This window comes from Chitinophaga sp. (genome assembly GCF_017745275.1).
Classification (GTDB): Bacteria; Bacteroidota; Bacteroidia; order Chitinophagales; family Chitinophagaceae; genus Chitinophaga.
The window spans coordinates 191,287-209,264 of record NZ_JAGHZS010000007.1; the positions used below are offsets into that span (position 1 = coordinate 191,287).

The 17,978-nt window shown below is 46.2% G+C and carries 10 protein-coding genes; 9 read left to right on the plus strand and 1 reads right to left on the minus strand.

Annotated features, from left to right (window positions below):
- Positions 1 to 24: 24 nt before the first annotated feature.
- The 5 genes from J7623_RS20235 to J7623_RS20255 all read left to right on the plus strand — a co-directional run bounded on the left by J7623_RS20235 (position 25) and on the right by J7623_RS20255 (position 8,182).
- The gene (locus J7623_RS20235; RefSeq protein WP_291923783.1) at positions 25 to 1,545 is read left to right on the plus strand and encodes a bifunctional GNAT family N-acetyltransferase/carbon-nitrogen hydrolase family protein; all 1,521 of its coding nucleotides are present in this window, start codon (positions 25 to 27) and stop codon (positions 1,543 to 1,545) included.
- 138 nt (positions 1,546 to 1,683) lie between these two features.
- Entirely contained in the window at positions 1,684 to 2,481 is a 798-nt protein-coding gene (locus tag J7623_RS20240) for an FkbM family methyltransferase (RefSeq protein WP_291923785.1), read from the plus strand.
- Positions 2,482 to 2,969: 488 nt separating this feature from the next.
- Complete coding sequence (locus J7623_RS20245; RefSeq protein WP_291923787.1) at positions 2,970 to 3,479, plus strand: PH domain-containing protein; 510 nt, start codon at positions 2,970 to 2,972, stop codon at positions 3,477 to 3,479.
- 135 nt (positions 3,480 to 3,614) lie between these two features.
- Positions 3,615 to 6,764 (plus strand): SusC/RagA family TonB-linked outer membrane protein, encoded by a 3,150-nt coding sequence (locus tag J7623_RS20250; RefSeq protein WP_291923789.1) that lies wholly within the window; start codon positions 3,615 to 3,617, stop codon positions 6,762 to 6,764.
- Between the two features lie 11 nt (positions 6,765 to 6,775).
- Positions 6,776 to 8,182: a SusD/RagB family nutrient-binding outer membrane lipoprotein gene (locus tag J7623_RS20255; RefSeq protein WP_291923791.1), complete on the plus strand. Its 1,407-nt coding sequence runs from the start codon at positions 6,776 to 6,778 to the stop codon at positions 8,180 to 8,182.
- 128 nt (positions 8,183 to 8,310) lie between these two features.
- On the opposite strand, the gene J7623_RS20260 is transcribed toward J7623_RS20255, so the two are convergent.
- A complete protein-coding gene (locus J7623_RS20260; protein ID WP_291923793.1) occupies positions 8,311 to 9,543 on the minus strand; it encodes a nucleoside recognition domain-containing protein in 1,233 nt (410 codons plus the stop codon).
- A 67-nt stretch (positions 9,544 to 9,610) separates the two neighbouring features.
- On the opposite strand from J7623_RS20260, the gene ychF reads away from it, so the two are divergent.
- From ychF to J7623_RS20280, 4 genes are all read left to right on the plus strand, one after another.
- Positions 9,611 to 10,714 carry a redox-regulated ATPase YchF gene (gene ychF, locus J7623_RS20265; RefSeq protein WP_291923794.1) on the plus strand — a complete coding sequence of 368 codons (1,104 nt, stop codon included), beginning with the start codon at positions 9,611 to 9,613 and terminating at the stop codon, positions 10,712 to 10,714.
- Between the two features lie 169 nt (positions 10,715 to 10,883).
- The gene (locus J7623_RS20270; protein WP_291923795.1) at positions 10,884 to 14,207 is read left to right on the plus strand and encodes a HEAT repeat domain-containing protein; all 3,324 of its coding nucleotides are present in this window, start codon (positions 10,884 to 10,886) and stop codon (positions 14,205 to 14,207) included.
- A 15-nt stretch (positions 14,208 to 14,222) separates the two neighbouring features.
- Positions 14,223 to 15,875, plus strand: coding sequence for an SWIM zinc finger family protein (locus J7623_RS20275; RefSeq protein WP_291923797.1), 1,653 nt, complete (start codon positions 14,223 to 14,225; stop codon positions 15,873 to 15,875).
- 466 nt (positions 15,876 to 16,341) lie between these two features.
- The gene (locus J7623_RS20280; RefSeq protein WP_291923798.1) at positions 16,342 to 17,907 is read left to right on the plus strand and encodes a reverse transcriptase family protein; all 1,566 of its coding nucleotides are present in this window, start codon (positions 16,342 to 16,344) and stop codon (positions 17,905 to 17,907) included.
- The last annotated feature ends 71 nt before the right edge of the window (positions 17,908 to 17,978 follow it).

Genomic DNA, 17,978 nt, shown 5'->3' on the forward strand with positions numbered 1-17,978 from the left:
TTTAATTAAAACAGCAAACATTCTATGTCAGAAACAATTGAAATAAGACAGCTAACGGTAGAAGACTACCTGGACCTCAAAGAATCTATGGTGTCGGCCTATGCAGATATGGCCGGGAGTTATTGGAGAGAGCCCACCATACAGCGATTGATTAAGCTTTTCCCGGAAGGCCAGATCGCTGTAACCGTGAATGACAAAGTAGTAGGATGCGCACTGGCCATCATTGTAGATTACGACAAGTTTGGCGATAACCATACTTATGAACAGATTACGGGCTACTATACCTTTAATACCCATAATCCCAAGGGAGACACCTTATATGGTATAGAAGTATTTGTACATCCGGACTACAGGGGGAAAAGACTGGCCCGCCGGTTATATGATTCCAGGAAAGTCCTCTGTGAACAACTGAACCTGGAAGGTATTGTGGCAGGTGGCCGTATTCCTAATTATGAAAAGTATGCAGACCGCTTGTCGCCCAGGGAGTATATAGAAAAAGTACAGGACCGGGAAATCTATGATCCTACTTTAACCTTCCAGTTCTCTAACGATTTCACCGTAAAAAAGATCCTCAAAAATTATTTGCCGAATGATGAAGCATCCCTCGGGTTTGCAACATTACTGCAGTGGTTTAATATTTACTATGAGAAAGACCAGGATACGATCCGCTATAATAAATCTACCGTGCGTATTGGCCTCGTGCAATGGCAGATGCGGGATTACGGTAACCTGGATGGATTCCTGCAACAGGTGGAATATTTTATTGATGCTGTAAGCGACTATGGATCAGATTTCGTGGTGTTTCCGGAGTTGTTCAATTCCCCGCTGATGAAGGAATTTAACCAGATGGATCCGGCAGGTGCTATCCGTGGTGTGGCAAAGTATACCGCGCAGTTGCGGGAAATTTTTCAGCAACATGCGGTAGCATATAATGTTAATATCATTTCAGGTAGCATGCCTATCGTGATTGACGAAGGGCTTTATAATATTTCTTACTTGTGCCGCCGTGATGGTACTTATGAGCAGTATATCAAAATTCATCCTACACCGGGTGAAGTGTCCGCATGGGGTATTAAAGGAGGTAGTGAGGTCAAAGTATTTGATACTGATTGTGGCAAGATCGGCATCCAGATTTGTTATGATGTGGAGTTCCCGGAGCCGTCGCGCATCCTGGCGGAGCAGGGGATGCAGATTCTTTTTGTTCCTTTTATGACAGACACCCAACACGCCTATAACAGGGTACGCTTCTGCGCACAGGCGAGAGCCGTTGAAAATGAATGCTATGTAGCGATTGCTGGTTGTATCGGGAACTTGCCTAAAGTAAATAATATGGATTTGCAATATGCGCAGTCCTCTGTATTTACACCGTCAGACTTCGCATTTCCAGTTACGGGAGTTAAAGCGGAATCTACTCCAAACACAGAAATGGTGGTGATTGCCGATGTTGACCTGGTGCTTTTAAAAGAGTTACATGCTTTTGGAAGTGTACAAACCATGAAAGACAAACGTAAAGATCTTTATGAGGTAAAGTGGAAGAAAAAATGATTACCAGCCAGTTACCAACAACCTGTTTTAATGCGGAAATTTTCCAGTATTAAAAAAGTGAAGGACATGGAAACTTAGGACAGATAAGGGATTGCGGCCTTCTTTTTTATTCGTAAATTCACTTAAATTCCCTTAGTTATGAAAGACGCAGCCTATTATCCGTCCTGGAGAAATCTGTCTAAGTATAAACAGTACCTGGCATACTTCGGTGAATATATAAGATATAACGACTGGAAATCTCTCCAGGCTTCTCTTAAACTGGTGTTGTTCAACAAGCCTACACAGCAGGGCTGGAATGCCCGGTCTGCATTGGGACATTTCAGGATAAGAGGAGGGACCACTGATTTCCAGTTTATTAATTATGCGTATGAAAGAAAAGTGCGCAACTACCTGAAACAGCAATTGGATCAGGGTAAGTTAGACGGTTTCATTGATATTGGTGCCTGCATTGGTGAGTACGATATCTGGCTCGGCCGGCTCGGTGTCCGTTGTGTGGCTTTTGAACCCGTGAATTTTAAAGCCGTAGAAGAAAATATAAAGATGAATGATGTGGGAGGGAAAGTCACGCTTTTTGCCTGTGGCCTCGGTAGTCACCAGGAAAAGGTAAACTTCAATATCATGAGTACCGTTACCGGCTCCAGCTATATAAACCGGGATAACAAAGAAGAAGGTAATATTCCTATCGAAAAACTGGATAGCCTGTTTCCTGGTCTTGGATTTACACCGGATAGCCAGTTGATCGTAAAACTGGATGTAGAAGGAATGGAGACAGAAGTATTGGAAGGAGCCCGGCAATTTATTCAACAGGCACGTCATCTCCAGATTATTTTTGAACGGTACGAAGGAGACAACACCGTGAATGATAAGTTAAGTTCGTTAGCTGATTTTACTTTTGAAAAATTGGATGCATTTAATTATCTCGCCATCAAAAAATAAATTTACAATCACTGTTTTCATAAAGGCAATACGCAACAATGCACGTATTGCCTTTATTTTTTGAGATAAAAAAGATGTTTTTGCATGATGTATTTATTGTATATATAACGATAACAAAAGCTATTTGCGGAAGGTGGAGAAGTAGTTTTAATTTTTTAATAACTGATTGATTTAATAGATGTTTGTGAAAATATCTAAAGCTATTGTTTAAAGTAAAAAAGCCCTTTAGGGTATTTTTTACCGGAGAACAGGTAATTTAAACGCGTTTTTTGTTAAACAAATGAGTTAGATAGATGAAGATAAGAAATTAATAATCAATCAATAATTGTTACGTTTTAAGACGTAAAATCTAGATAACTTTAAGGCTTTAAATCACCTTTTTTTGCACTCTTTGCCAGGAAATTTTACTGCAGAAGAAAAAAGCGAAGAAGTGAGCTTATATAGTTATTTTTTTTATCTTACTAACTGAACAAAAGGAGAGCAACTTTATGAGATATGCAGCCCCGTTAGATGATAATTCAAAACTGATCACTCACCTGGTTATTATTCTTACCCTGGTTTTTACATGCAGACAGATAACTGATATTTCCCACGATGCTACTGCCACTACCATGCTTTTATTCATCCTGGTACCTGTGATCCTGGTAGCCTGGAGTTTAAGTCCCCGGTATTATATTATTACGGCAACGGCTATACTTATTAAGCGGCCGCTGTTTAGCATCACCATTGAAATGTCAGAAATACTACGGTTAAAAAGCATCACGGAAGAAGACCTGGGCAGCAGTTCCCGTATGTTGGCATTAGGCGGCATATTCGGTTACCTGGGCACTTACCGTTCCAGTGAAATAGGCAAGTACCAGCGTTGGTGCACCAACCGGGAAAACCTGGTACTGATAGAGTCCGCACATCAAAAATGGTTGATCAGCCCTTCCGAAGCAGATGATTTTGTGAAGAAGGTAAACCAGATAATTAATGTGGCAGCTGTCTCGCAGGATTAATATTTGTCGCCTTTAAAAAATATAGATCCGGTCAGTAATTACTGTACCGGATCTTTCATTTTACCACCTTTCGCTTTCTCAATTTTCGGCGTATATTTAATCATCTAACTTGTTTCTAAACCAAAATCTAACGCCATGAAGTCATTCTACTCTATGACACTGGCGGGCGCTTTCCTCTTATTACCCTTTTTGCTGCTCGCTCAGAATCGTACTATCACAGGCAAAGTTGTTACCGCTGGCACTACCGAAGGTATTCCCGGAGTAACCGTCCAGGTAAAAGGCCACGCCGCCGGCACAGTTACCGGTGGAGATGGTACTTACCGTCTCCAGGTAGCGGACGCCAATGCCATTCTCATCTTTACTTCTGTAGGCTTTATTTCACAAACGATGCCGCTGAACGGTCGCACCCAACTGGATATCCAGCTCCAGGTCGATAACCACAACCTGGAACAGGTGGTGGTGACCGCCATGGGTATAAAAAAAGAAAAACGCGCACTTGGATATGCGGTACAGGATGTAAGTGGAGCAGATTTGATGCAATCTAAGCAATCGAATGTAGTGAATGCCCTCCAGGGAAAAGCAGCCGGTGTACAGATTTCCAGCGGCGGCGGCGCCCCGGGGCAAGGCTCCCGTATCCTCATCAGGGGTATCAACTCACTGGACCCCAGCCGCAACAGCCAGCCTTTATTTATTATAGATGGCATTACCCTCGATAATGAAACGGATGTTACCGGTACGCTCAACAGTAGCACAGAAACCAGGGGGATGAGCAATGGTGCTGCCGATCTCAATCCCGACGATATTGAAAGCATCTCCATCCTGAAAGGAGGTGCCGCCACCGCCTTATATGGTTTACGTGCGGGGAATGGTGCTGTTATCATCACCACTAAATCCGGTAAGGCCGGCCGCATGAGAGTCAGCTTCAGCACCACTGCCGGCTTTGAAAGAGTAGGCAAAACCCCGGATGTACAAAACACCTACAGCCAGGGTAACAACAGTATCTATGATAATCAGAGCTTCTGGCCATCCTGGGGACCCACCGTAGCAGACGCCCGTAAGCTGGATCCTACCCACCCGGATATGCTCTATAATAAATATAAGCAGGCTTATAATACCGGTAGCCAGTATCGCAATACGCTGGGTATCACCGGTGGAACAGAAAAAGTCGTATATGCGGCCTCGTTATCCCAGTTTAATCAGAACGGGATCGTACCATTTAGTAACTATAAAAACTACTCCGCCAAAGTAAGCGGTAATGCGGAGTTGAGTAGCAAATTTAAAATGGGAGTATCCGTTAACTACATTAACTCCGGGGGGAACCGTGCCAACTTTGACCGCTATGGTGAACAAATGATTTATTGGTCGCCACGCTGGAATATGCGTAACTATATTAAACCCGATGGTACCCAGCAAACTTATGGAACTACCGATAACCCTATTTATACACTTTATAGCAATCGATTCGAAGACAATGTAAACCGGGTTATCGGGAGCGTTAACTTCACCTATTCTCCCTTTAAATGGTTGGATGTGCTATATAAAGCCGGGGTGGATCACTACACCAGTGGGATAACCCATGCGGCTCCCGGGCCCAAAGGTGTAGTTGGAGAAGTACCCAGCACAGATAATGCCTTTGGTTTTGTGGATGAATACTCGCTGAACAAACGGGCCCTGTCTTCTACACTCATCTTCAATTTTAAAAACAATATCACATCCAAACTGACTTCCGATCTCAAAATCGGCCAGGATGTTTATTCAAGAAAACTCAAAAGGGTGTCTACAGAAGCGGATACGCTCGATATTCCTGACCTGCTGATCCTGCAGAACGCCAAAAAGGTTGTGACGAATCAATATCTGCAAAATTATTACCTGATGGGCTTCTTCGGCGACTGGACCCTTTCCTGGGATCGCTGGCTGTACCTGGGCATAACAGGTAGAGAAGATATCAGCTCCTCCCTGCCAAAAGCTAACCGGGCTTTCTTTTATCCGTCTGTTAGCTTGTCTTATCTCTTCACAGAGCACCTGAAAGTGCCGGAACGCATTTTGTCATATGGTAAAGTCCGCGTTTCCTGGGCCAGGATTGGTAAAGACACCGACCCTTATAATACCGGTTCAGGATATGTACCGCTGGTTGATGGGCCCATTGGTGGTTCCGCTATCGGCTGGACACGAGACGACCGGCTGGGAGATCTTAACCTGAAACCAGAGTTTACCAATACCTTCGAAACAGGAGCGGAATTACGTTTCCTGGATAATCGTTTAGGCGTAGATGTGACCTGGTATACCTCTAAAAGCACCGATCTGCTGATTCCTTTGAAGTTATCTAATGCCACCGGTTATGAGGACTATTACACCAACATCGGTTCCATCCGCAATAGCGGTATAGAGGTAGCATTGAATGCAACGCCGGTGAAAACCAAAACATTCAGCTGGGATGTGCGGATTAACTTTTCTACTAACCGTAACAAGGTGTTGAGCCTGGGTAAAGGACTGGATGAAGTGCCTGTGGCTGAACAATTCGGCTACGCCGGTTCTACTGCCACCATGAAATACATCGTCGGTTATCCGGTAGGTGCCATCTTTGGTAAAAGCTATCAACGGTATTATGGCAGCGACAAGGAAGACCCGTTGATGATTGACTACAGTAAACCCATGATTATCGGGCAAACAGGAAGCACCGCAGGGTTCCCGCTGATTAATTCTTCACAAAAATACCTGGGCAATTCACAACCTAAATGGATTGGCAGTATCTCTAACACCTTTAACTACGGTCCGTTTACCTTATCGTTGCTTATAGATACCCGCCAGGGAGTACAGAAATACAACCAGCTGGCCAACTTCATGGCAGCATTCGGGGAGTCGGCGATTACGGGCAACAGGGCCGACCAGGTAATATTTCCGGGCGTACTGGCTGATGGTACACCTAACACACAGAAAGTATATTTACAACAGGCCAAGGGACCGGACGGCCGTAACTATGGCGCAGGTTTTTACCGGAACGTTTATCGCGGGGTAACAGAAAACTTCGTCGAAAATGCCGCCTGGATAAGATTACGGAATATCAGCTTTACTTACCAGTTGCCTACTTCTCTGCTCAATGCTACTCACCTGATTTCGGGCGCCAGTATTACCCTCACCGGTAACAATGTATGGCTGCATACCAGGTACAGTGGCTTTGATCCTGAGTCCAGTTCCAATGCCTCCGGCAGCAATGTGGATGCCTTCGCAGGATTCACGTATCCGACTACACGAAGTTTCCTGGCCACCCTTCAAGTTACCTTCTAAAACTGCTGATCATGAAAAAATTACGCTCCATATTATTATATACTACACTATCCGGGATGCTGTTTACGGCTTGCAGCAAATCACTCGACATCAATAATAACCCCAATCAGGCCACCACGCCGCCGCTGAACGGGTTGATGGTATCTGCAACCTATCATACCGCTATTAATGTGTACAAGGTCAGTAATATCACCTCTTACCTGGTGCAATACCTCGCATCACCCAATGCTGATGGGGCAACAGATACCTATCAATCCACCGACTACAGCGCCACCTGGAAATTGTTGTACCACAACATGACTGATATTCATGACCTGATAGCGCAGGCTGGAAAAGTAGGGGCTGCCCGCCACGCAGGCGCCGGCAAAGTGATGATGGCCATTAACCTGGAAATGCTGAACGACCTGTGGGGAAGCGTGCCTTATTCCAGTGCGTTTAACGCCAACATCATTCAACCGCCTTATACAGCCGACGATAGTGTATATACTTATTGTCTTACACTATTAACAGAAGGCATTGCACAACTGGAAGCTGCCGATACCAAATATGAACTGGATGGCGCCAAAGACCTGCTCTTCGGTGGTAATACCGGCGCCTGGATTAAAACGGCGTATGCGATCAGGGCCCGTTTGCTTAACCATCTCACTAAAAAAACTACCTACGATGCCACCGCTATCCTGGCTGCACTTGACCATGCATATACCACTAATGCAGATGATGCACAGATGCTGTTATTTCAATCACTCAGTCCCTGGAACGAGGCGGCCGTGAATAATATCAACAACTCCCTGGATGGTTGGCTCAGCGCACATTTTGTAGATGCTATGAATGGCAAAACTTACGGCGTATTTGATCCGCGGTTGCCACTGATCACTGATACTACCAAGTTTGGTGATTATCGGGGTACTATTAATGGTGCCGGACGTATAGGATCTGGTACTGATAAAGAGGAGTGTTACCTGTCAGTGAAAGGATTTTATTCCCGTCCCGGTGCGCCACTGCTGGTAGCTACTTATGCAGAATGCCGCTTTATTGCTGCGGAAGCAGCTTTCCGGCAGGGCGACAAAAAGAAAGCTTATACGGCTTATATCGACGGCATCACGGCTAACATGGATAAAATAGGAGTGGACACTGCCAAACGGAATGCTTACTTACGCAATCCTGTAGTGGGTGTAGGAGAGGGGGCCATTACCCTGGATCTTATTTTGAAAGAAAAATATACCGCGCAGTTCCTGCACCCGGATACCTGGAACGATGCCCGCCGCTATGATTATAAATATAAAAACTTCCATCTGCCTGAAAATGCCAAGCTGACTACATTCATCAGGCGCCTGGCTTACCCGGATACCGAGAAAAGCCGTAATGGCGCAAATATGCCGGCAGTGCAACTGACTGATCATATCTGGTGGGATCAGTAAGAGCAGAAAGCAGAAAGCAGAAAGCAAAAAGCTATTGTAGCGAATGATAAGAGCGGATAAGTAATTTATTTACCTGCTCTTATCATTCGCTACAATAGCTTTTTGCTTTCTGCTTTCTGCTTTCCGCTCTAATGAAAGAAGAAATACCCCAGCAAAATCGCGCAGAGCATACCAAAGAAATCTGCTATCAGGCCTGCGGCCAGCGCATATCGCGTTTGTTTGATATTAACAGAACCAAAATATACCGCCAGTACATAGAAGGTTGTTTCTGTGGTACCTTGTATAATGCTGGCCAGTTTGCCCACAAAGGAATCTACCCCATGTGTTTTCAGGATATCTACCATCAGCGCCCGGGCGCCACCACCACTCAACGGTTTCATAAAGGCTACCGGTAACGCAGGTACGAAATCTGTATTGAGCCCCATTTTGCCAATAAGATAACCAATGCTGTTGGTCACATAATCGAGGCAACCTGTGGTACGGAATACGCTGATGGCCACCAGCATTCCCACCAGGTAAGGAATAATTCGCACAGATACCTGGAACCCTTCTTTGGCGCCTTCAATAAAAGCGTCATATACATTTATCTTTTTTACCATGCCTGCAATGAGGAAGGTTACAATAATCACGAAGATCACGGCACCGCCCAGGGAGGCCGTTTTAGGGCCTATTTCTGCGGCAGGTAAGCTATTTACCCAAAACCAAAGCAGGGCCATAATACCCGCAAAAACGCCCAGCGCTATTAATACCGGTAGCTTAAACAGGTTAATTTTTTGGAAGATGGATACCGTTACCATACCCATAATAAACGCCATAAATGTGGATATGACCGTAGGAATGAAGATATCCGCAGGATTGGCTGCGCCCGCTGCCAGCCGGATAGCAATAACCGATGTAGGAATCAACACCATACCGGCAGTATTCAGCACCAGGAACATGATCTGCGGATTGCTGGCTTCCTCGGGTTTAGGGTTGATTTCCTGTAATTCTTTCATGGCTTTGAGCCCCATAGGAGTGGCGGCATTATCGAGCCCCAGCAGGGTAGCCGAAAAGTTCATCATCATAGAACCCATGGCCGGATGGCCTTTAGGTACTTCCGGGAATAGCTTGGAGAAAAAGGGGTTCACCAGCCGGGAAAAGCGGTTAATCATGCCGGCTACCTCGCCAATACGCATGATTCCCAGCCATAGCGTCATAATCCCTGCCAGGCCCAGTGAAATCTCTGCGCCGGTTTTAGCGCTGGCAAACATGCCATTCATAATGTCGCCGAATACCGATGCGTCCTGTAAAACTACCGACTTGAAAACTGCTACAACAAATGCAATAAGGAAAAATCCCAGCCATACGTAGTTTAATGCCATTAGATTATTGGTTTATTCAATCAACAAATAAACTAAAATAAACCTATCTTTGCGCAAATTTTAAAAAATGGCTTTGCAAGTTGGAATTGTAGGATTGCCGAATGTTGGAAAATCGACTTTATTTAATGCGGTGAGCAACAGCGCTAAGGCGCAGGCCAGTAACTACCGCTTCTGTACGATAGAACCGAACGTAGGACAGGTAGATGTGCCCGACGAACGTATGTATAAACTGGAAGAGCTGGTAAAACCAGACCGCGTGGTTCCTACTACCATCGAGTTTGTGGATATCGCCGGTCTCGTTAAAGGCGCCAGTAAAGGAGAAGGCCTGGGAAATAAATTCCTGGCAAACATCCGTGAGGTAGATGCTATTGTACACGTGATCCGCTGCTTCGAAGATGAAAACATTCTTCGTGAAGAAGGCGCCATCAACCCTGTTGGCGACAAGGAAATTATTGACACCGAATTACAGCTGAAAGACCTCGACAGCGTGGAACGTAAAGTAGCCCGCACCGAGAAAATGGCGAAAACCGGTGGCGATCCTAAAGCAAAAGTAGAATTTGAAGTATTGAAAAGATGCCAGGAACACCTGGAAAAAGGACGCAATATCCGTGAACTGGGCCTCAGCAAAGAGGAACGTGTAGCCATTGCAGACCTGTTCCTCCTCACTGAAAAACCCGTGTTGTACGTGGCCAACGTGGATGAGGCGTCTTTACATACCGGTAATAAATACTCTGAAGCCCTGCAGGAAGCAGTGAAAGCAGAAAATGCTACCGTGATCGTGATGAACAACACCATCGAAGCACAGATCTCCGAAATGGAAGATCCGGCCGACAAGGAACTGTTCCTCGGCGAATATGGTTTGAAAGAACCAGGTCTGAACCGCCTGATCCGCTCTGCCTACAACCTGCTGGAACTTATCACTTACTTCACTGCCGGCGTACAGGAAGTGCGTGCCTGGACCATCCACAAAGGCTGGAAAGCACCACAGGCCGCCAGCGTAATCCACACCGATTTCGAGAAAGGATTTATCAAGGCAGAAGTAATTGCTTATGAAGACTACGTGAAATACGGCTCGGAAGCTGCAGCCCGCGATAATGGCCGTCTGCGTATTGAAGGAAAAGAATACGTGGTGGCAGATGGAGATGTAATGCACTTCCGCTTCAACGTGTAAGATATTCTTTTGAAGGTTACAACAGGAACGGGCCGGAGTATATCCGGCCCGTTCTCATTTTACCCCACTAACGGTTACGTATATATACTTATTTATCCACGTTTTTAAATTCATGACTTCGTTTTTGTAAATCTTTTATTAGCTTAGCCCACTATTATTATTGTAGCACATGCGAATTGTCAAAAACGTAAAACTCTTTTTCCGGGAAGGAAACTCGGATAAGACGTATGAAATTGACCTTTGTGAAGTTGGCCCGGACCAGTATCTTGTTAACTTCCGATATGGAAAAAGATTTGGGAACCTGAAGGATGGAACCAAAACCGTTAACCCGGTAGCTCTTCCCGCCGCCACTACCATATTCGACGCCCTTGAAAAGGAAAAGCGAAGCAAAGGATATCTTGGAGAACAGGAAGCCACACAGGACTTATCATTTGTTCCGGTAGATACCACCACCGTGGAGAATGTTAAGCACCGCGCTATTCTACGACGTTTACAGGACGCCATAGAAGGAAAGTCTTCCTATAAAACTACCTGGAGTACACCCCGGGTTATTTGGCGGGCAGGAGAAGAGAAGCTCAAAGAAGCCGTACCTTACCTGATTAAACTGGTAGAAAAAGGAGATGCGTTGCAACGCTACAATGCCTTATGGGCATTGGCCAGATGCGCCGACCCTGCTGCTATTCCGGCACTTCGTTCCTACGCAGACAACAGCTCCTGGAAACTAAACGTCCGTATGCTGGCTGCCAACGGATTGTTGCTGGCATTGCCACCGGAAGAACGCGCCGCACATATACAGTCCTATCTGCAACGGCTACCCGAAATTTTTCAGACTACCATCGCTGCCAACGATACAGGAGCACTGTTCCAACTTCTGCAGGAAAGAATAGTGAACCAACAGCAACCCAGTTATGATATATTGGAAGAGCTGTTCCTGGTAGCGTATGAAAATGCCACGGTGAAACAGGCCATGATAGCCCTGTTACACCAGTTGCCATTCCGGCCTTCTTACTTTCAGCATATCCGCCATATTTTCAAACAGGCAGAATTGCGCGACGACCAGGGCATTGTTGCCATCCTGGCCGCCCGCTTTGAACGGGAAGCTGCTATGTTTGTGAATCCTGGCAGTTACTACAATTATGACGATGAAAAGGTAGCTGGAAAAGTTTACGTGCCGGAATTGCAGGAAATGATTCAGCCTGATAAAGAACTGCGTCGCCCTACCAGTAAAGTAGCTTATTCCGCTCAAACACGTGCTTACCTGCATCGTCGCGTAATGCGTCACCTGCGCCAGTTTGGGGCCGCCAGCGATATTCAGTATGTACGTCTGGCCACCGCATTGCTGTTGCAATACGAAGAAGAAAGAGATGCAACCAAAGAATACCAGTTGCGCGATTATTCCTGGGTAAATGGTCGTTACGTAACTACCTACCGGCAGTTTCCCGCTAACTCCCGCGCCGTATTTTTGAATTATATACTACGTGGCAACGCCGCTGATCTCATATTACTGCCCCGCGGCAATGAGTGGATGTTCAAAAAAGAAGACACTTCAGCCGACAGTAAGAATAAACCAGTATTGGGCGCTAATCCGGATGCTACCAAAAACCAGGATAAGAACGGCCTGCTGAAGAAATTATTCGGCTGGCTGGGTGGAACAGAAAAGAACCTGACGACCGCGGCAGTGCCGCCGGAATACCAACCGGAGAAGGCGCCGGAAGTGATAAGTGATGTACCCCACCTGGAGCTATGGAAACAATTGCCACAGGCATTTATCCAGTTGCTGATTTCTGCACGGATGGAAGTGGTGCACATTTTCGCCATGGAGCAGTTGAAGCAACATCCGGACTATACTTCCCTGAAAGCAAAGATGGATGAAAAAGTGATCGCCGGTTTACTGGCAAATCCTTTCAGCATCCCTTCTATGTTTGGACTGGAGCTGGCGAAGGAAAGATATAATCCTGCCAACCCGGAACTGGGCCTGTTCTATGTGCTGATTAAAAGTCCGCTGGAGCTGGCGCGTATACAGGGCCTGCAATGGATCAGCGAGCATGAAGCCTTTTGCTTCGGCGATGCAGAATTCCTCATGCACCTTATCTTCTCGCCGTACCAGGAGGTACGCAATTTTGTACGCAAACAATTGAAACCTACGTATCTGCCGCTGGATAAAGCCCGGGTACTCAGCTCCAAAGCCATCAGTGGCTTACTTGCCCTAAAAACCGCTACGGAGGCAGGTAACGTAAACCTGAACGACGGTTGTAACATCATTGAAACCTTCTGCAGGGAGGCCCTAACGGAAACGGCTATACCAGTAATAGAAGAACTGTTGCAAAGCCCAGTGGCCGCCTGCCATGCTTTTGCTGCACGTTTATTGTTACTCAGACAAGGTCATTTCAATTACGCCGAAATATCAAATGGCCTGGTGAATAACCTGCTGGCCAACAGCTTCCAGCCGGTAAGAGAAGCCGGTGTGAAAGTGCTGACAGCCATGGGTATAACCGAATTGCTGGCCCGGCCGGAATTGATACTCCAAATTATATTGAATACGTACACGGACGTACGAAATGGCATTCGCCCGCTGATCAATCAACTCGTACAACAGGATCACCGCCTGGCAGTTTACCTCGTCAATGAATTGGTGCCACGCCTGATGCGCAGGGAAACAGCGGAGGGAATGCATGCCGATGTTGCCGCCATTCTCAGTAATGAGCTGGTGAACTTTTTACAGGATGTAGATACCGACACCGCGCTACGTTTGCTATATTCCAATTATCGTGCTGCCCAGGAATTCGGGTTGGTTGTACTCAACAAGTACATTCCTGCATCCGCATTGTCGCTGAAACAGGTGATTGCCGCTGGTAGCCACGAGCTCCTCGCCGCCAGGGAATGGTGCTGGCAGTTCTACTATACCAACGTAGAGCGTATCCGCTATGAACGCGATGCCGCCATTGGTTTACTGGATGCGAAATGGGAAGATAGCCGCCGCAATGCCATGGAATTTTTCCGGACACAGTTTGGCGAAAACGACTGGAGCCCCGAAACTTTGGTAGCAGTAGCAGATAGCGTCAGACCAGATATCCAGGCGTTTGGCCGCGAGCTGCTGATGCGTTTCTTCCGTGAAGAAGATGGTACCAGCTATCTCCTGAAACTGAGCCAGCATCCCAGCGAGTCGATGCAGTTATTTGCCACCAACTACCTGGAACGCTATGCTGCCGGTAACCTGGATTACCTGCAACAACTGGAACCATATTTCCGGATCGTGTTAAGCCGAGTAAATAAAGCCCGTGTTGCGAAGGAAAGGATTTTTACATTCCTGGAGAAAGAAGCATTGAAATCAGCAGATGCCGCTACTTACATCGGACATATCATTGCACATATTTCCGCTACTGTAGCCATTGGAGATAAAGCCCGCTGTATTGATATTATGTACCACATACAGCAGCAATATACCATTGATATGCCTATCCAGGTATTGCCAACAGCGATAAGAGTATCTTAAAAAGTAATCCATTTTATGTTATTCAACTATAGATACAGTGGTAATTCCCAGGTGTACAGTAATGCTACTTCTGCTGGCATTTCCTTTGCACCGGATACCCACCGTGACCCGACTTTCTTTGTAGGGAAGCTGCATAAAAAAATAGCTTTTCGTGAAGCCATATCCGCCCTGCATGATGTAGTGGTATCCGATTTGCGCTTTAAACCCAAAGATAAAACTGCTTATAAAGAATGGGCCGCCCAGCAGGAATCACTCTGGCTGGCGGAGTACATGAATCAATATGATGAGAAAGCTGCTGATGCGCGTATCGAAGCACTGAGAGGAGAGCTGAAGGATATCGCCGCAGAGAAAGACAAGGTGATGGGGCCTTTTTATAAAGCCCGAAAACAGTATTTCGACTTTCTATATCAAAAAGACCGCGACGCCTGGTTTGTGCTGGACCCCGTGATCACTGTACATCCCGATGAAATGTTCTTTGAATGTTTCAGCCAGGATGAATCTACTTACGGAAAGCTAAGTGCCAGCTATAATGTATTCAAAGAGGTGAACGAATTTGAATGTGGTACCACCAACATTGATTATTCGGCGGCTTTGTATAATGAGTTCCAGAAGATACGGGATTACAAGGAAACAGATTTTAAGATTGATCCGGGTGGCTTCCAGGTGCAAACTTCCCAGGAAGAATTATACCATGAAGTAAAGATTGATTTGCCTGATAGCTGGGTGAGAGGATTTTTACAGGTAAGTTCAGCTATGACGTTACCCGCCGCCAGCTTTGATCTGCATCCAATGGATGTATATAATTTCTGTTCCTGGTTACGCCGGTTCAAAGAAAAGAAAGGGCCGCGCTCTATCCGTTTTATCCTGGAACCAGGTAAACCGGTACGCGCTGTATTTGAACCCTGGAATCATGAAATCGTATGTGCGAGATCGTTATATACGGGTCCGCAGCGAAGGGAAATCCGGATATGGGGTAGGAGAAGGATGCTGATCCTGGAAAGACTGATCCCCATTGCCCGTAAATTCACCGTACATCTTACCGGCAACGGGTTGCCATCTTTCTATGTAGCGGATCTCGGTGATATGCAGTTTACGCTGGGCTTAAGCGGCTGGACCACGAACGACTGGTCACGTGCCGGGCAATTTGACCTGATGGCACCGAGAGCCGCCGTAGATGATGCAGCCAAGCTCAAAGTAATGGAAGACCTGAAAACGCGCTGGATGGCGAAACCGGCTACCATTGCAGGTGCTACCGGTTTGGACAAGGCAACGGTGTTAGGAGCGCTGGGTATTTATACACAGGCAGGTAAAGTGATTTATGATTTGCATACCGGTCTGTATCGCCTGCGGGAACTGAGCCGTGAACCTTTACCACTGGACCAGTTGCGGTTTTCTAATCCACAGGAAGAATCTGCCAACAAATATATTAAAGAAGGGAAAGTAAGCGTAGCAGAAACAGACATTCCTGGTGTTGGATTACAACTAAAAGGAAATGTACAGTTAACACAACGTGTATACCATCCCGTTATTACCATAGATGGAGATGAAAGATTAAGCGAAGGTCATTGTGATTGTAGCTTTTTTGGTACGAATAAATTATACAAAGGTCCCTGCGAACACATGCTGGCACTGCGTATAGCGCATTCGGAAAGTAAAGCAGTGAAATAATTTTTCAGGAAGATATTTTATTTTCCGGAAATTATTTCTACCTTGCTGACTCGTTAATAACAAAGATCTTTGTAAAGAGGAATTGATTGCACTTGCGCCCGAAAAGGGACGAATGATGTTTCGTCATTCAGGTTTATTGACTATACATGCTTCACTAAATGCAATCTTTACTTTGGGAGGGGCCTACCATACGCATATTTCCGGTAGTAGCCCCGAGGGCTGAAATATACGTATGGTAGGCCCCTCCCTGGAGTTGATTGATTTAGTCAATGGTTCGCACGAAGGCCTTTCCTCTTTACAGAATTTTGTTTCTTCCCACTCAGCAAGGCTGCGCTGCCAGTCACCTTTCACCACCATCATTGTATTTTATTATTAAGCTTTTGGGCGATTATATACTAGTAACAGCATACTGTTAAGTCATATAGTTCCCCGTTTGAAAAAATGAATAAATACCAAAATATTTATCATGTCATTAACCCGTCAACAGCTCTACGATCAAATACGTGCCTCCTCTAAAGAGGAATATATACTGGAAGAAATGACTCGCCTGGGGTTCTGGCCTAATAATGTAGGACAGCCTGCACCGGCAGTAACATTGATTCGTAAAGAGGGAGAGCTGAATCGCCAGTTGAATGAACTCCTTGCTGAGAAACAAAAATACCGCAACAAAAGAAAGATGCTGGAAGACATGCGCAAGGATCGCATGGCTAAAGCAAAATTAAAACGTGCAGAAACCAAAAAACGCCGGGAAGAAGAACGGGTAAAACGTGCAGCAGAATGGGCCGCGACCAAAAATCTGCAAATCGTATACCTGGGAGAAGACGTGTCCGCTGGCTTAAATAAAGTAACACCGGATACTGCACAACTCACCAGATTCGGGTTACCGGTACTGTCTGATGCAGTGGCTTTAGCCAACGCCATGAATATCACCATCGGCAAGCTGCGCTACTTGTCGTTCAGCCGGAAAATAGGCCACCATACCCACTACCAGCGTTTCCAGGTGCCTAAGAAATCAGGCGGTACCCGCGTGATCTCTGCACCCATGCCCCAACTGAAAGCTGCGCAGCACTGGATTCTCGAAAACATCCTTTATAAAATAAAAAATAATGATGCCGCCCACGGCTTCGTACCGGGAAAATCAATTGTGACCAATGCCACGCCACATATAGGCCAGGATATCGTTATCAATCTCGACCTGAAAGATTTCTTCCCATCAGTAGCCTACAAAAGAGTAAAAGGACTCTTTTGTAAACTGGGTTATGCCGAACAGGTAGCTACTATTCTTGGCCTCATCTGTACCGAGCCGGAAGTAGATGAAGTACTGCTGGACGGCCGCAAATATTATGTGGCTAAAACAGAAAGACATCTTCCGCAAGGCGCGCCTACCAGCCCGGCTATCACCAACCTGATCTGTTATAAGCTGGATCAGCGTTTCGCAGGACTGGCAAATAAATACGGTTACGCCTATACGCGATATGCAGACGATATGACTTTCTCCGCAAAAGGAGATGCCGCAGATAAAGCAGGACAGCTCCTCCGCGCTATTAAAATGTTTGTGAAAGAAGAAGGGTTTACCCTTCATCCGGAGAAGCTGAAAGTAATGCGCCGGGGCGACAAACAGGAAGTAACCGGCATTGTGGTAAACGAAAAACTGAGCCTGGACCGCACCACGTTGCGTAAATTCCGCGCACTGCTGCATCAGATAGGGCACACCGGCTTATCCGGTAAATCCTGGGGCAAAGGGAAGAACATTATCAGCAGTATGGAAGGCTACGCCAATTTCGTGTACATGGTAAAGCCGGACCTGGGAGCGAAGCTGAAATCCTCCCTGACGGCATTGCTGCAGCGTGAGGATATCAAAGCGGAAGCCCGTAGCATCTGGGCTGGGGAGCAAGCCCCCACCACACCCAGCGTAGCTGGCGTTCATATCAATACCACGCCACAAGCAACGCCTGCGGCTGAGGTGCCACCCGTAAATCCATCAACAGATAAACCGGCAGCGCCAGATAAACCCTGGTGGGATGTATTGTAATAGCTGTTAGCTGTTAGCTGTTAGCTGTTAGCTGTTAGCTGTTAGCTGTTAGGCAAATCAACATGCAAGAT

Bases quoted from the DNA above. Each gene is read 5' to 3' on its own strand.
- J7623_RS20275 (WP_291923797.1), top strand. From the start codon at position 14,223: ATGTTATTCAACTATAGATACAGTGGTAATTCCCAGGTGTACAGTAAT.
- J7623_RS20250 (WP_291923789.1), top strand. From the start codon at position 3,615: ATGAAGTCATTCTACTCTATGACACTGGCGGGCGCTTTCCTCTTATTA.
- J7623_RS20270 (WP_291923795.1), top strand. From the start codon at position 10,884: ATGCGAATTGTCAAAAACGTAAAACTCTTTTTCCGGGAAGGAAACTCG.
- J7623_RS20260 (WP_291923793.1), bottom strand. From the start codon at position 9,543: ATGGCATTAAACTACGTATGGCTGGGATTTTTCCTTATTGCATTTGTT.
- J7623_RS20255 (WP_291923791.1), top strand. From the start codon at position 6,776: ATGAAAAAATTACGCTCCATATTATTATATACTACACTATCCGGGATG.
- J7623_RS20245 (WP_291923787.1), top strand. From the start codon at position 2,970: ATGAGATATGCAGCCCCGTTAGATGATAATTCAAAACTGATCACTCAC.
- J7623_RS20280 (WP_291923798.1), top strand. From the start codon at position 16,342: ATGTCATTAACCCGTCAACAGCTCTACGATCAAATACGTGCCTCCTCT.
- J7623_RS20240 (WP_291923785.1), top strand. From the start codon at position 1,684: ATGAAAGACGCAGCCTATTATCCGTCCTGGAGAAATCTGTCTAAGTAT.
- J7623_RS20235 (WP_291923783.1), top strand. From the start codon at position 25: ATGTCAGAAACAATTGAAATAAGACAGCTAACGGTAGAAGACTACCTG.
- ychF (WP_291923794.1), top strand. From the start codon at position 9,611: ATGGCTTTGCAAGTTGGAATTGTAGGATTGCCGAATGTTGGAAAATCG.